The organism is Lentzea jiangxiensis, assembly GCF_900104175.1.
Lineage (GTDB): Bacteria > Actinomycetota > Actinomycetes > Mycobacteriales > Pseudonocardiaceae > Lentzea > Lentzea jiangxiensis.
In genome coordinates this window covers 118,645-133,438 of record NZ_FNIX01000002.1, presented here as the reverse complement: position 1 = coordinate 133,438, position 14,794 = coordinate 118,645, and the positions used below count along the sequence as shown (strand labels likewise).

Annotated in this window: 12 protein-coding genes; 8 read left to right on the top strand and 4 right to left on the bottom strand. The window is 72.3% G+C overall.

All coding sequences use genetic code 11. The features are described 5' to 3' along the window. Positions 1-132 precede the first annotated feature (132 nt). The gene (locus BLQ91_RS08435) at positions 133-459 is read right to left on the bottom strand and encodes a YciI family protein (RefSeq protein ID WP_090096192.1); all 327 of its coding nucleotides are present in this window, start codon (positions 457-459) and stop codon (positions 133-135) included. Between the two features lie 172 nt (positions 460-631). On the opposite strand from BLQ91_RS08435, the gene BLQ91_RS08430 reads away from it, so the two are divergent. From BLQ91_RS08430 to BLQ91_RS08400, 7 genes are all read left to right on the top strand, one after another. Next, the gene (locus tag BLQ91_RS08430) at positions 632-1,702 is read left to right on the top strand and encodes a hypothetical protein (RefSeq protein ID WP_090096191.1); all 1,071 of its coding nucleotides are present in this window, start codon (positions 632-634) and stop codon (positions 1,700-1,702) included. A gap of 1 nt (position 1,703) precedes the next feature. Then, positions 1,704-2,840, top strand: a complete 1,137-nt coding sequence (locus BLQ91_RS08425) for a toxic anion resistance protein (protein WP_090096190.1) — start codon at positions 1,704-1,706, stop codon at positions 2,838-2,840. Beyond that, positions 2,837-4,438, top strand: coding sequence for a vWA domain-containing protein (locus BLQ91_RS08420; protein WP_090096189.1), 1,602 nt, complete (start codon positions 2,837-2,839; stop codon positions 4,436-4,438). Before BLQ91_RS08425 ends, BLQ91_RS08420 begins: the two co-directional genes overlap by 4 nt. Then, positions 4,425-4,988 (top strand): hypothetical protein, encoded by a 564-nt coding sequence (locus BLQ91_RS08415; protein WP_342670618.1) that lies wholly within the window; start codon positions 4,425-4,427, stop codon positions 4,986-4,988. The genes BLQ91_RS08420 and BLQ91_RS08415 overlap by 14 nt, the downstream gene beginning before the upstream one ends. A gap of 110 nt (positions 4,989-5,098) precedes the next feature. Then, positions 5,099-7,426: a glycoside hydrolase family 3 protein gene (locus BLQ91_RS08410; RefSeq protein ID WP_090096188.1), complete on the top strand. Its 2,328-nt coding sequence runs from the start codon at positions 5,099-5,101 to the stop codon at positions 7,424-7,426. 405 nt (positions 7,427-7,831) lie between these two features. Beyond that, positions 7,832-10,516 carry an AfsR/SARP family transcriptional regulator gene (locus tag BLQ91_RS08405; protein ID WP_090096187.1) on the top strand — a complete coding sequence of 895 codons (2,685 nt, stop codon included), beginning with the start codon at positions 7,832-7,834 and terminating at the stop codon, positions 10,514-10,516. Between the two features lie 414 nt (positions 10,517-10,930). Continuing rightward, positions 10,931-11,656 (top strand): GntR family transcriptional regulator, encoded by a 726-nt coding sequence (locus BLQ91_RS08400; RefSeq protein ID WP_090096186.1) that lies wholly within the window; start codon positions 10,931-10,933, stop codon positions 11,654-11,656. Positions 11,657-11,758: 102 nt separating this feature from the next. Here the strand turns inward: BLQ91_RS08400 and BLQ91_RS41100 are convergent, their stop codons facing one another. Further along, complete coding sequence (locus BLQ91_RS41100; RefSeq protein ID WP_176959632.1) at positions 11,759-11,914, bottom strand: hypothetical protein; 156 nt, start codon at positions 11,912-11,914, stop codon at positions 11,759-11,761. A gap of 14 nt (positions 11,915-11,928) precedes the next feature. Between BLQ91_RS41100 and BLQ91_RS08395 the strand changes: the two genes are divergently transcribed. Beyond that, positions 11,929-12,768 carry an alpha/beta fold hydrolase gene (locus BLQ91_RS08395; protein WP_090096185.1) on the top strand — a complete coding sequence of 280 codons (840 nt, stop codon included), beginning with the start codon at positions 11,929-11,931 and terminating at the stop codon, positions 12,766-12,768. On the opposite strand, the gene BLQ91_RS08390 is transcribed toward BLQ91_RS08395, so the two are convergent. After that, the gene (locus BLQ91_RS08390) at positions 12,743-13,846 is read right to left on the bottom strand and encodes a macrolide family glycosyltransferase (RefSeq protein WP_090096184.1); all 1,104 of its coding nucleotides are present in this window, start codon (positions 13,844-13,846) and stop codon (positions 12,743-12,745) included. The two genes, BLQ91_RS08395 and BLQ91_RS08390, sit on opposite strands and share 26 nt — an antisense overlap. 32 nt (positions 13,847-13,878) lie before the next feature. Further along, positions 13,879-14,790, bottom strand: coding sequence for a Gfo/Idh/MocA family protein (locus tag BLQ91_RS08385; protein WP_090096183.1), 912 nt, complete (start codon positions 14,788-14,790; stop codon positions 13,879-13,881). Positions 14,791-14,794: the final 4 nt, after the last annotated feature.

Below are 14,794 nucleotides of genomic sequence, written 5' to 3'. Positions count from 1 at the left end.
GGCCAGGACGGGATCAGCACCGGTGCTGGAGCGTGTTCCCGGAAGAGTCGTGGCCTGGAACAGCAGACCTGATTTGTCCGTCGACGACTCATTCCACTGTCCTGAATGGACGGCCAGTCGGGGCGGCCGAGGTCAACCCTGCGTCAGCGGCCACACCTCGACGACCCCGTGCGCAACGGCGCACGGGGTCCCGGACACCATCCGGACCGCCTCCTCCACCGACTCGGCCTCGATGATCGCGAACCCCGCGACGGGCAGGTCCGACCTCAGGAACGCCCCTTCCGCCACCGCCACGCCCGCCCCGCCCGGGTTGCGCACCTGCACCGGTGCCCCGGCGATGCCCATCTCGGCCCCCGCCGCCCGCAGCCGGTCGTCGTGCGCGTGCGCGGCATCGCGGACAGCCGGGTCGGTCCGGTCGTAGTCCGAGCGCTCTCCATAGCCGATCGTCACGAACTTCACCGCTGAACCTCCTCGTTCCGGACCCCTTCACCGGTACCGACTCCCCGGCGGCCCGGAACTCATCGGCACGTTCATCGACTGTTCACCTCATGGCTGCCACCACCACCCTCGCGACGGCGTCGAAGTGACGAAAGATCTGTTCTCCGACAGGGTTTTTCCGCAGAGGTGGGAAGTGAAGAGAACGCTCGGCATCGGTCTCGCGGTCGTGCTGCTCGCGGGTGTGGTCACCGCGATCGTCCTGGGTCGGGGCGACGGGGCCGCCGGCCTCCGGACCGTGCGCGGGGTGATCGGCTCGGAGAAGCTCGCGTTCTTCGCCGACCAGCGGGTCAAGGACGTGTTCGCGAGGCACGGGCTGGTGGTCGAGGTGGACCCGGCCGGGTCGCGGCAGATCGCGACGGCGACCGACCTCGAACCGTACGACTTCGCGTTCCCGTCGAGCGCGCCGGCGGCCGAGAAGATCCAGCGCGACCGCAAGGCCGCGCGGACGTACGCGCCGTTCTCCTCGCCGATGGTGGTCGCGACGTTCGACCCGATCGTCGACCTGCTCGCCAAGGCGGGCGTGGTGAAGGCCGGACCGGGCTACCGGACGTTCGACGTGCAGGCCTACCTGGCGATCGCGGCGACCGGTACGCGGTGGGACCAGCTGCCGGGCAACAGCTTCTACCCCGCGCGCAAGAACCTGCTCGTCACCACGACCGACCCGCGCGACTCGAACTCGGCGGCGATGTACCTCGCGATCACGTCGTTCGTCGCCAACGGCGGTGTCGTGAGCAGTCCGGACGCCGAGGCGAAGGTGCTGCCCGCGGTGTCGCGGCTGTTCCTGGAGCAGGGGTACACGCAGAGCAGCACCGAGGGGCCGTTCGAGGACTACCTGTCCGCGGGGATGGGCAAGACGCCGCTCGTGCTCGCGTACGAGGCGCAGTTCGTCGACCGGGTGGTGCGCGGCGACTCGACGGTCCGGCCGGACATGGAGCTGCTCTACCCGGCGCCGACGGTGTTGTCCAAGCACACGCTCGTGCCGCTGCGCGAGGCCGGTGACCGGGTCGGGCAGCTGCTCCAGACCGACGCCGAGCTGGGACGGCTCGCGGCGGCGTTCGGGTTCCGCACGGCCGACCCGAAGCACTTCGACGACGTCGTGCGGGAGAAGCGGCTGACCGTGCCGCGGACGATCGTGGACGTGGTCGAGCCGCCCGCGCACGAGACGCTCGAGCGGATGCTCGAGGCGATCGCGAAGCAGTACTGACGTGGCCGACTTCGTCCTGACCCCACCGGAACCCGTCGAGCCCGTGGCCGCGGACCGCGCCGCCGGGCTGATCCCCGTCACCGACTCCGCCGAGCTGTCCTCGCGCGCCGAGGCGTTCGTCGCCGCGCTGGGTGCTGTCGACCCGCGGTCCCCCGATTTCGGCCGGATCGTGGACGAGGCGCTGGTGCTCGGCGAGGCGGAGATGCGCGTGGCGGCGCAGATCGCGGGCAGGATGCTCGACCGCACGCTGGCGTCCGTCTCGTCACCGCTCGGCGCACAGGTGTCGACGAGCCTCGCCGAGCTGCGCCGCTCGGTGCGCGAACTCGACCCGCGGGACCTGAGCAAGCTCACCGGCCGCAAGGTCCTGGGGTTCCTCCCCGGCGGCGGCGCGGCGAAGGGGCTGCTGGCACGGCTGCGGGCGGCGGACGAGCCGGTCAACCGGATCGTGCTGAGGCTGCGGTCGAGCCAGGACGCCCTCCAACGCGACAACGCGGCCATCAAGGGCGAGCGGCAACGGCTGTGGGACCTGATGACCGAGCTGTCGCGGGCCTCCGCCCTGGCCGCCGAGATGGACGAGGCCGTCGAACGCCAGGTCGCGATCCTCGACCTCGCCGAACCCGAGCGTGCCGAGGCGTTGCGCGCCGACGTCCTCTTCGGACTGCGGCAACGACGTCAGGACCTGCTGACCCAGCTCGCCGTGTGTGCACAGGGGTACATGGCGCTGGACGTCGTGCGGCGCAACAACGACGAACTGGTCAAGGGCGTCGAACGAGCCGTCACCACGACGGTGACGGCGCTGCGGATCGGTGTCGCGGTCGCGGCGGCGCTGGCCGGGCAGCGCGAGGTGGTCGACCAGGTCGACGCCGTGCGCGGGCTCACCGACTCGATCCTGGAGTCCAACGCGGCACTGATGTCCTCGCAGGGGCACGACGTCCAGCGCATCGCCGCCACCCCGGCCGTCGGCGTCGAGGCGGTGCGGACGTCGTTCGACCGGATCTACGCCGCGATCGACTCGATCGACACCTTCAAGGCCCGCGCGGCCGACTCCCTGGCGAGCACGGTCACCGCGCTCGACGCCGAGATCCGCCGCGCCCACGACCACCTGAGCCGCGTGCGCGGCGCCGAGGAGCAAGCATGATCCGCCGTCTCCTTCCCGCAGCCGCCGTCGTGGCGCTGCTGGCGGGATGTTCCGACTCCCCCGACCCGGCGAAACCCGTCGGCGACGCCGAACCCGGCACGCTGCGCGTTCTCGCCGGCAGCGAACTGGCCGACCTCCAGCCGATCCTCGACGAGGCCGCCAGGGCCACCGGCGTCAGCGTGAAGTTCAGCTTCACCGGCACGGTCGAGGGCGCCGAGAAGGTCGCGAGCGGCGCGGCCGAGCAGGGCTTCGACGCCGTCTGGTTCTCCTCCAACCGCTACCTCGAACTCGTGCCGGACGCCCAGAAGCGGCTCGGCACGCCGACCAAGGTCATGTCCTCCCCGGTCGTGCTGGGACTGCCCGCCGCGAAGGTCAGGGAGCTCGGCTGGGACGGCAGGCGCGTCGGCTGGGCCGAGATCGCCGAAGCGGCCGGGGCGCGCAAGTTCACGTACGGCATGACCGACCCGTCCGCCTCCAACTCCGGGTTCTCCGCGCTGGTCGGCGTCGCGGCCGCGTTGTCGGGATCGGGTTCGGCACTGGACGCGGCGCGGATCGACGCGGTCGCGCCGCAGCTCAAGCAGTTCTTCTCGGCGCAGACGCTGTCGGCGGGCTCGTCGGGCTGGCTGTCCGAGGCCTACACGAGGCGAGCCAGGGGCGAGGACCCCGGCGCCGGCGTGGACGGTCTGATCAACTACGAGTCGGTGCTGCTGTCGCTGCCCGAGCCGCTGACCCTGGTCTACCCGAGCGACGGGGTGGTGACCGCGGACTACCCGCTGACGCTGCTCACCTCGGCGTCGGCGGAAGCCCGTGAGGCGCACCGGAAGCTGTCGGACCACCTCCGCGGCGCCGACGTCCAGCGCAGGATCGTGGAGACCACCCACCGCCGCCCCGCCGTGCCGCAGGTGCAGCTCGGTGACAGGTTCGCCGTCAAGGACCTGGTGGAGCTCCCGTTCCCCGGCAGCCAGTCCGCTGTGGACGGTCTGATCACCACGTACTTCGACCAGTTGCGCCGCCCGTCGCGCACCCTCTACGTGCTCGACACGTCCGGGTCGATGCAGGGCGACCGCATCGAGGGCCTGCGCCAGGCGTTGACCGGGCTGACCGGGGCCGACGAGTCGCTGGCCGGCAGGTTCAGCCGCTTCCACGGCCGCGAGCAGGTGACCTTGCTGCCGTTCAGCAGCACCGCGCGGCCGCCGCTGACCTACGAGGTGCCGCAGGACGACCCGCGGCCGGTGCTCGACCGGATCCGCTCGACGGCGACCTCGCTCGACGCGGCCGGCGGCACGGCGATCTACAGCAGCCTGCGCGGCGGTTACGACGTGCTGCGCCGGCAGGTCGACGCCGATCCGGACAGGTTCACGTCGATCGTGCTCATGACCGACGGCGAGAACACGGGCAGTGAGGGCGTCACCGACTTCCAGCTGTTCCACCAGGCGTTGCCGCGCGACCTCAAGGGCGTCCCGATCTTCCCGGTGCTGTTCGGCGAGAGCGCGACCGCCGAGATGGAGCAGGTGGCGAAGATGAGCGGCGGCAAGGTGTTCGACGCCCGCAGCCGCTCGCTCTCCTCCGCCTTCAAGGAGATCCGTGGCTATCAGTAGGTACCTCGCCTCCTGGAAGAACCTCGCGGGCTGCGCCGGCGGCCTGATCGGCCTGGGGCTGCACTTCGCCGGGCTGGCCGGCTCCTACTGGCTGCTCGTGGTGGCCGGCCTGTACGGCGCGGGCGCCCTGGCCGCGCCACCCGAGCGGATCACCCTCGTGACGGACCCGGAGGAGGAAGCCGGCGCGCTGCGGTCGGAGCTGGACGCGCTGGTGAACCGGGTGGCGGGCCTGCGCGTGCCCGCCGAGGCCGTGCCGAGGATCGCGGAGGTCGCCGAGGTGCTGCGCGGCATGCTGAACCGCCCGCGCGAGCTGCGCGCGGACCCGGACGCCCTGCACGCCGTCACCCGGCTCGTCGGCACGGACCTGCCGCTGTCCGTGCAGTCGTACCTGAACCTGCCGTGGTGGTACTCCGCCGCACGCGGTTCCGGCGCGGAACTGCTCCGGCAGCTGGACCTGCTGCACGCCGACGCGATCACCGCGGCGGAGCGGTTCCACGCGGCCGACGCACAACGGCAGGCCGACCACACCCGCTACCTGGAAGATCGCTGAGTCCTCTCCGGACATGGGGTCGCAGCACGGCACATCACCGAGAACAACCGAATGGTGACGGCGGACACACCGGCCAACCGCCCGGTCGACCGGGCTGGTGTGCTCGGGTCATGGACATCGAGAAGGCGATCGCGGCCCTGGACCTGCCCGGGAAGGTGCGGCTGCTGACGGGCTCCGCGCTCTTCGCGCTGCACGACGAGCCCCGGATCGGACTGGCGTCGCTCAAGCTGTCCGACGGGCCGACCGGTGTCCGCGGCGCGGAGCTCCGGGGCGGCACGATCGCGTGCGTACTGCCGAACGCCACCTTGCTCGCCCAGCACTGGGACACGGCGCTGGCCCACGAGGTCGGCGAGGTGCTCGCGGACGAGGCGCAGGCGCAGCAGGTGCACGTCGTGCTCGGGCCGACGGTCAACCTGCACCGCACCCCGCTCGGCGGCCGCCTGTTCGAGGCCTACAGCGAGGACCCGCTGCTCACGGGAGCGCTGGCGGCCGCCTACGTCCGGGGCCTGCAGGGAAAGGGCATCGCGGCGACGCCGAAGCACTACGTGGCCAACGAGTCCGAGACCGAGCGGCGCACGGCGAGCATGGTGCTCGACGACAAGACGTTGCGCGAGGTGTACCTGTTGCCGTTCGAGATCGTGGTCGAGGACTCCTCGCCGTGGGCGGTCATGGCGGCCTACAACAACGTCAACGGCGTTCCCGCGACCGAGCACACCGAACTGGTGGAGGGCGTGCTGAAGGGCGAGTGGGGGTTCGACGGCCTGCTGATGTCCGACTGGTTCGCCACCAAGTCCACGGCGGCGAGCGCCAACGGCGGCCTCGACCTCGTCATGCCCGGTCCCGGCGGCCCCTGGGAGGACCGGCTCGTCGCGGCCGTCGAGGCGGGCGAGGTCGCCGAGCCGGTCGTCGACGACCACGTGCGCCGGCTGCTGCTCCTGGCGTCGCGGACCGGCGCGTTCGGCGTCCCCCGGTCGTGGCCGCGGGACCTGCCCGCGCCGGACAGCCCGGAACGCCGCGAACAGCTGAGGAGGTTCGCCGCGGGCGGCATGGCCGTGCTGAAGAACTCCGGTGTGCTGCCGCTGGCCGAGCCCGCGATCGCGTTGATCGGCCGGCACGCCACCGACACCGTCGCGCAGGGCGGTGGCTCGGCCGGGGTGCGGCCGCCGCACGTCGTCAGCATCGCGGACGGCCTGACCTCGCTGCTCGGCGACCGGGTGTCCGTTGTGGACGGTGTGGAGGTCCGCCTGCGCCACGCCGCTCCTCTGGCCGGGGTGCTGCGGAACATCCGCGCCACGACGTTCGACGCGAACGGCGAGGTGCTGGCGTCGCGCGAGATGGAGATCGCGGAGCTCGCCGCGTACGGCGGTTGGGCGCAGGGCGCCGCGTCGATCGAACTGTCCGGCGAGTTCGCGGCGGCCGCGCCCGCGCGGATGCTCGTCGGGGTCCGCGGGTTCGGCGAGTGGACGGTCGAGGCCGCCGGATCGACGTACTCCGAGCACCTGGCCTGGGCCGACGGCATCGTCGAGGAAGCGCTGCTCAAGCCGCCGCACTGGACGACCGAGGTCCTGCTGGCCCCCGGGGACCGGATCACCGCGCGCGTCCGCGGGGCCAGCGCGCTGGCCGGCCTCATCACCCAGCCCGTCCCCCGCGCTCCCGCCGACGCGATCGGTGCCGCCGTGCGGGCCGCGCGCGAGGCGGACGTGGCGGTCGTGGTCGTCGGCCTCACCGAGGAGCAGGAGACCGAGGGCTTCGACAAGACCACGCTCGCGTTGCCCGGCGAACAGGACGCGCTGGTCGCGGCGGTGGCGGCGGCCGCGCAGCGCACGGTCGTCGTGGTGAACGCCGCGACACCGGTGCTGATGCCGTGGCTCGCCGAGGTCGACGCGGTGCTGTGGGCGGGACTGCCCGGCCAGGAAGCCGGTGACGCCGTCGCCGCCGCGCTCCTCGGCCACGTCGAGCCGGCCGGACGCCTGGTCACCACGTTCCCCCGCACCGACGAGGACGCGTTGCCGCCCGTTCCGTCCGACGGCGAACTGCGCTACTGCGAGGGCACCGCCCTCGGCTACCGGGCGGCGACCGACCCGTTGTTCTGGTTCGGCCACGGCCTCGGCTACACGACCTGGGAGTACGGCGAGGCCTCCACGTCCGTCGCGGACGGGACGATCAGCCGGGTCGAGGTGGAGCTGACCAACTCCGGCGAACGGGACGGTCGCGAGGTCGTGCAGGTCTACCTGCGGCCGCGGGACGAACCGGTGCGCCTCATCGGTTTCGCGGTCGCGGACGTCGGCGCCGGCGAGACCGCGCGGGTCGAGGTGCCGTGTTCGGAGCGCGTGCAACGGGTGTGGGCGGACGGCTGGCACCCGCTGACCGGCGGCGAGGTGCTGATCGCCCGCGGGCTCGGTGACGTCCGGGTCGTCCTGCCGGCCGGGAAGGGGTGACCGCGCCCAGTCGCGGGTGGACCTCCCGGGTGAGGAGTCCAGAGCGAAGGCGGCGGACGCTGCCGGAACGTCGTGAGGCGCTCGAACGCCTGGAACAGCTCCCGCAAGGTGGTGGCCCGGATTCAGTCTGGGGGACCCGTCCGGGCCACCGGTCTTGCGGAAAGGTGGCCGACGTGCGCGGTGACTTTCACACGCCGGCCGGGTTCTGGGGGAACCGGACCCGGGAACTGCGCCGACCCCCACTCCCGGGAGGTTGACCGGGCCTGGCGGCGCAGGTTCCGGATCTGGGTACAAAGGTGCCAGGAGGCGCGCACAGATTTCGCCCAGGCCGCGCACAGGTGGCCCGGAAGTGCGCGAGGATGGCTGTGCACCCCGGTGCCCGGATCATCGAGGAGAGATGCACCTGTGGAGTTCCTGCTGCTCGGTTCGCTGGAGGCACGGCGGGCGGGCACACTGCTGGAGCTGGGCGGACCGAGGCGGCGCGCGGTGCTCACCATGCTGCTGCTGCACGCCAACGAGGCTGTCAGCGTCGCACAGCTGACGGACGCCGCCTGGGACTCACCGCCCGTTTCCCCCGAGTCGAACCTGCGCACGTACGTCGCAGGGTTGCGCAAGGTCCTCGGGGACCGGTTGAGAACCAGACCGGGTCACGGCTACGAGCTCGTCGTCGAACCCGGCGAGCTCGACCTGGACGTGTTCGAAGACCAGTTCCGAGCAGGTGAGAGCGCTCTCATCGAAGGTGCGGCCGAAGCGGCGGCGGACCACTTCGGACGGGCGCTCGCCCTCTGGCGCGGTGTCCCGACCGCCGAGCTCAACGCGGGACCGTTGCTGCGCGCGGAGCTCACCCGGATCCAGGAGCGCAGATTGACGGCGGTCGAACGGTTCGCCAAGGCGTCGCTGGAGCTCGGCCGGTTCGACGACGTGATCGACCGGTTGCGGCTGGAGACGGCGCTGCACCCGCTGCGCGAGGAGCTCTGGGCGCAGCTGATGATCGCCCTGGACCGCTCCGGGCGCCGCGGCGAGGCGCTGGAGGCCTACGCCGCGGCCCGGCGGCACGTGGTCGAGCAGGTCGGCGTCGAACCGGGCGCGCGGTTGCGCCAGTTGCAGCAGGTGGTCCTGGAGAGCCGGGTGCCCTCACCCGCGGCCTTGAACGCGCACCGCCAGCTGCCGATGGACATCGCCGAGTTCACCGGCCGCGAGTCGGAGCTGCGGCAGCTGTGCGCACCGGGACCGCAGACCACGGTCGTGATCTCCGCGATCGAGGGCATGGCCGGGGTCGGCAAGACCAAGCTCGCCGTGAGGGCCGCACACCAGCTGGTGCAGCGGTATCCGGACGTGCAACTGTGGGCGGACCTGCACGGCTTCGACGCCGACGAGCTGCCCGCGGACCCGTCCGCCGTGCTGGAGAGCTTCCTGCGCCTGCTGGGCGTGTCCGGCGCGCAGATCCCGGAGTCGCTCGAGGAACGCGCGGCGCTCTACCGCGACCGGCTGGCGGGCAAGCGCGCGTTGGTGCTGCTGGACAACGCCGCCGGCGAGGACCAGGTGCTGCCGTTGCTGCCGGGCGGCGCGACCTGCATGGTGCTGATCACGAGCCGCCGCACGCTGCTGCGCCTCGACGGCGTGCGGTCGCTCTTCCTCGACGTCTTCACCGCCACCGAGGCCCTGGCACTGCTCTCCCGGATCGCGGGCGAGGACCGCGTGCAGGCCGACCGCGAGGCGGCGGAGCGGATCGCCGAGCTGTGCGGGCACCTGCCGATCGCCGTGGCACTGGCCGCGAAACGCCTAGCCCGTCGTCCACAGTGGACCATGCGGGACCTCCTGACCCGACTGGAGCGAGGGGGCGGTCTCGGTGCGCGGGGCGTGTTCGACCTCTCGTACCAGGCGTTGCCCGAAAACCAGAGGCGTCTGTTTCGCCTCCTCGGACTCCACCCCGGGGAGGACGTCACCGCCGAGTCCGCCGCCGCCCTCGCCGGGCTGACCGCGTTCGAGGCGGGCGACCTGCTGGAGACGTTGCTCGACGAACACCTGCTGCAACAGCACACCCCGGGTCGTTACAGCCTGCACGACCTGCTGCGCGCGTACGCCGTCGAACAGGTCACGGCCGCCGAACCGCCGCCGGCCAGGGCGTTGGCGCGGCGCCGGGTGCTCGACTGGTACGTCAACACCGCGTGGCAGAGCGCCCGGCGGCTGAACCCGCAGCGCAAGCTGGAGATCGCGGCACCGGACCCGGCCGTGCACCCGCGTTCGTTCGCCGACCGGGACGCCGCCCTGCTGTGGTGCGACACCGAACGCGCGAACCTCGTCGCCGCCGTCCGAGATGCCGCCGAACACGACCTGCCGGAGCACTCCTGGAGCCTCGCCCAGTGCCTGTGGGACTTCTTCAACCTGCGCAAGCACTGGGCGGACTGGATCGACACGCACGGCATCGCGCTGGCCGCCGCGCGGTCGACCGGCGACCGGGCCGCCGAGGGCAGGATGCTGATCACGCTCGGCATCGCGCTGCGCGAGGTCCGGCGGCACGACGAGGCGATCGAGCACACCCAGCAGGCCCTCGCGATCTTCCGCGCCACCGGGGACCGGTCGCGACAGGAACCGGCGCTCAACAACCTGGGCATCGCCTACATGGTCCAGGGACGGGTCGACGAGGCGCTGGCGTGCTACGAGCAGTCCGCCGAGATCGCCCGTGAGCTGGGCAACGCGCACACCGAGGCAGTGCTGCTGAACAACATCGGCCTGCTGCACGCCGACGCGGGCCGGTTCGACGTCGCCCTGGCGCGGTACCTGCGGGCGCTCGAGATCCGGCAGGAGATCAAGGACCCGTACAGCGAGGCCATCCTGCTCAACAACATCGGCGAGGCGCACCGGGGCCTGCTCGACTTCGCCGAGGCCGCATCGGTGGTCGACCGCGCGCTGGTGGTGTTCCGCGAGATCGGTGACCTGTACGGGCAGGCCGAGTCGCTCGACAACCTCGGGCTGGCGCTGGACGGCCTCGGCGACCGCCGGGGAGCGGAGAAGTGCTGGCTCGAGTCGGTCGCCCTGTTCGAGGAACTGGGCGAACCCAAGGCCGACGAGGTCCGCGGGCGCCTGTAGCGGCTGCGGCCAAGCGGAGCGCGATCCGTGCCGCATCGCGCTTCTCCAGCCTGGCTGGACGGCCGCGGGCCGGGTGGTGACGCCGGAGAGCACGCGGACCTCACCAACGCCCTGCACCTGCGCCGGCTGTCCCGCCTCCTGTCCCGCCACCCCGAGGTCACGTCCGCCGCACCGAGGCGCCCCCGGTGCCGTCCGGCCAGGTGCTGGAGATCGTCGCGGAGACCTGCCGGAGGGCCGGATGACCGTCGGCTCGAGGACAACGCGGCGGCGAGCGCGCCTCCACGCGCGAGGCAGGTGCACTTCCACGCCTGCGCGGTGCACCGCCGCGCCGACGTGGGCACTGATTCCTCCGAACAACCCGCCTGGCGTGGTCCAGCAGGGCTTTTTGCATACGAAAAGCTGTACTCTCGCGGCATGACCTCCCCGTCCAGTCGGCGCCGGGCTCCCCGTGGCCCCCTCAGCGCCGCTGCGACGCGCCGGGTCGAACGACCCGCTCCGCTGCGCCAGGCCGTCTACGAGGCACTGCTCGAGCTCATCGTCAACCGCACCCTCGCCCCCGGCCAGCACCTGGTCGAGGCCGAACTGGCCGCGCACCTCGGCGTGAGCAGGCAGCCGGTGCGCGAGGCGTTGCAACGCCTGCAGACCGACGGCTGGGTCGACCTGCGGCCAGCCCAGGGCGCCTTCGTGCACACGCCGACCGAGGAAGAGGCCGACCAGCTGCTCGCCGTGCGCGGCGTGCTGGAGACCTACTCCGCGAAGCTCGCCGCCGAGCACGCCACCGCGACCGACGTGAAGCACCTCAGGAAGCTGCAGAAGGCCGGCGAGGAAGCCCTCGCCTCCGCGAACGTCGACCGCCTCGTCAAGGCGAACGCCGACCTGCACGCGGCGGTCGCGACGATCGGCCGCAACAAGGTCCTGTCCGAGATGATCGGGCTGGTCGACCGCCGGGTGCGCTGGTACTACACGCCGATCGCCCGCCCCCGCAGCCGCGACTCGTGGAACGAGCACGCCGACCTGGTCACGGCCATCGCCGACGGCGACGCCGAGCGGGCCGGCGAGGTCATGCACCGCCACGCGGAGCAGACCCGCCGGACCTACCACGACCACAAGACGTCCGAGGAGACCGTCGACAGCGACTGATCTCCCGGGTCCGGATCAGAGGACTCCCCGCCGTTCACGCCGGTGACCTCGGGCGGTGTTGTGCCCGCGCGGCCGTTCGCCGCAGGACCGCGAGGACCTCGCTCACGGTGCCGCCTCGGCCGCGCCGTAGAAACCCCGAGCCACGTCGCCGGTCGCCGGAACGTCCACTCGCGACGGCAGGTCGCTCAGCGCCCGCACCGCTTCGAGGTCCGCCGCGCCGCGCTGTGCTGCGACTAGGCTGTCCAGACCCGACTCCACTGGGGAGAACCCACATGGAAACCCATTTCCTGGACACCGACGGCGCCTCCATCGCCTACGACGTGAGCGGCGAGGGCCGCCCGCTGATGATGATCGGCCAGCCGATGGACGCCAGCGGCTTCACCGCCCTGCGCGCGCAGTTCCCGGACCGCAAGGTGATCACCTACGACCCGCGCGGTCTCGGCAGGAGCACCCGGTCGGACGGCCGCACCGACAACACGCCGCAGACCCAGGCCGCGGACGTGCACGCGGTGATCGAGGCCGTCGGCGGCCCGGTCGACCTGTTCGCGTCCAGCGGCGGTGCCGTGACGGCGCTCGAGCTCGTCGCGGCCTACCCGGACGACGTCGTCACGCTCGTCGCGCACGAGCCGCCGATCATCGACGTGCTGCCCGACGCGGCCGCCGCCCGCCGCGCCCGTGACGCGTTCATGGACGTGTACCAGGCCAAGGGCGGCGGTGCCGGCATGGCCGCGTTCATCCAGATGAGCTCGTGGGCCGGCGAGTACACCGACGAGTACTTCGCCCTGCCCGCACCGGACCCCGCCCAGTTCGGCATGCCGTCCGAGGACGACGGCAGGCGCGACGACCCGCTGTTGGGCACCTCCTCGCTCGCCATCACCGACTACGAGGTGCGGGTGGACGCGCTGGCCGCCGCCCCCACCCGTGTCGTGATCGCCGTGGGCGAGGAGACCGGTGACACGTTCACGGCGCGCACGGCCATCCACACGGCACGGCTGCTCGGCCAGGAGGCCGTCGTGTTCCCGAGCCACCACGGCGGGTTCCTCGGTGGCGAGTTCGGGTACGCGGGCAAGCCCGAGGAGTTCGCGGTCAAGCTCCGCGAGGTGCTCGGCTGAGGACGACGTCGGCGGCCCTCGCGGCGCCGCCGCTGCTCGCGATGGCGGCACGCATCCGGTCGAGGTTGCGCCGGATCGTGCCGTCCGCCGCGACCCGGTCGACGGCCGCGCGCAGGTCCGCGTGGTCGTCGACCCGTTCGCCCAGGCCCAGTTCGGCGACGCGGTCGGCGTTCTGCTCCTGTTCCGGCGTCTGCGGGACGACGACCAGCGGCACTGCCCCGTGCAGCGCCTCCATCGTCGAGTTCATGCCGCCGTGGCTGATGAACGCCTTGGCGTGCCGCAGGACCGCGGGCTGCGGGAACCACGGCCGCACCTCGACGTCGTGCGTCCCGGCGACACCGCGCGCACTCATGGCCACCTGCCAGACGCCGTCGGAGAACTGGTCGGCGCACGCCCGGTAGAAGGCCGGGTCGCTCATGATCGAACCGAGCGAGACGTAGAGCAGCGGCCGGTCGTCACGGCGTGGTGCCCACCGCTCGTCGGCCCGGCGCCCGAGCACGGGCCCGACGAAGTGGAACGACTCGTCGAAAGTCTCCCCGCACGGCTGGAACTCGCGCGGCACGAACACGATGCTGCACGCTTCCGGCGCATCGACGGTGCTCCACGGGTCGAGCTCGACGCCGTGCTCGGCGGCGAACCGCGAGGTGTGCCCGGTGAGGTAGCGGTCGAGGTCGACGTCCATGACCCGGTGGTGCTCGTTGGACGCGATGTGCGGCACTGTGCGCACCGCCGGGACGCCGAGCTTGCGCGCCACGAGCCGCGCCGGCCAGTTCGTCGCGTCGTAGCAGATCAGCTCGGGTCTCGCGGTCCGGCAGCGGTCGAGCAGGATCGGGTACGCGACGCTCATCGCGGCGAAGTAGTGCGGGAACCACTCGTCGACCGGGTTGGCGGTGACGGGCCGGAACTCGGGCAGCGCGGGGAGCTCCACCCACCGCGCGCCCGCGCTCCTCACCGCCTCGGCGTGCTCGGCGCCGGTCGCGTACTCGACATCGGCGCCGCGTCCGACGAGTTCCTCGACCACCGCCAGCGTCGGCGTGACGTGGCCGTGCCCGGCGAGTGTGACGAACAGGATGCCCATCCACCGATCCTGCCGAACCGGGTCAAGAGGTTTTACCGCAGGAACGCCTCGACGACCTCGGCCACCCGCAGACCGCTCGCGAAGTCCGCCAGGTCGCGCGGGTGCTCTCCCCGGACCGCCTGCGCGAACAGGGTGAGCCGCGAGTGGTCGGACCCGGTCTGCTCCAGCGGCACCTGTTCCCACGGGCCGCCGTCCGAAGTGGACAGCAGCGCCCACTGGTCGAGGCGCAGCGACCGTTCGGTGCCCCACGCGGTCCACTCGTAGACCTCCGGACCGGCCAGTCCGGAGAACGCCGACACGTGCACGGGCACCCCGCTGCCGCGCAGCACGCCGCGGGCGGCCACCTCGGCCGCGTCCGGCCCGGGGAAGTCCGACGACACCGACTCGACGGTGAGCGGGCCGAGCAGCCGGTCGGTGAGGTAGACGAAGTGCGACAGCACCTCGCGGACGAACCCGCCCTGCTCGCGGTGCGAGAGCCAGGTCGCCTCCTCCTGGAACGCCCTGGGCCAGCGCGGGAACTGCAACCGGACCTCCACGCCGCGCAGCGTGCCCAGTTCCGGCAGCAGCCGTTCGATCTCGATCGTCGCCACCATGTCCGACAGCGCGAAGTTGACCGCGTTGGGACGGCCCCGCGCGGCCTCGGCCATCGCGCGGGCCTCGCCGAGGTCGACGGCGAGCGGTTTCTCGCAGAACACCGCCTTGCCCGCCGCGAAGGCCTTCAGCACGAGCCCGGCGTGCGAGGCGGGTGGCGTCGAGACGTACACCGCGTCCACTTCGGACAGCACGTCGTCGAGCGACGTGACGACGGGGAGGTCGAGGGTCCTGGGTGCGACGTCGACACCCGCGACCACGGTGTAGCCGGGATGTGCCCGCGCCGCCGTCAGCATCCGGGTGCCCATGGCTCCCAGGCCGACGACGGCGAGGCGGATCGGATCAGCGGTCATGGGC

Coding starts and splice junctions, on each gene's coding strand:
- BLQ91_RS08420 (WP_090096189.1), top strand. CDS start 2,837: ATGATCCGCCGTCTCCTTCCCGCAGCCGCCGTCGTGGCGCTGCTGGCG.
- BLQ91_RS08410 (WP_090096188.1), top strand. CDS start 5,099: ATGGACATCGAGAAGGCGATCGCGGCCCTGGACCTGCCCGGGAAGGTG.
- BLQ91_RS08400 (WP_090096186.1), top strand. CDS start 10,931: ATGACCTCCCCGTCCAGTCGGCGCCGGGCTCCCCGTGGCCCCCTCAGC.
- BLQ91_RS08395 (WP_090096185.1), top strand. CDS start 11,929: ATGGAAACCCATTTCCTGGACACCGACGGCGCCTCCATCGCCTACGAC.
- BLQ91_RS08390 (WP_090096184.1), bottom strand. CDS start 13,846: ATGGGCATCCTGTTCGTCACACTCGCCGGGCACGGCCACGTCACGCCG.
- BLQ91_RS08385 (WP_090096183.1), bottom strand. CDS start 14,790: ATGACCGCTGATCCGATCCGCCTCGCCGTCGTCGGCCTGGGAGCCATG.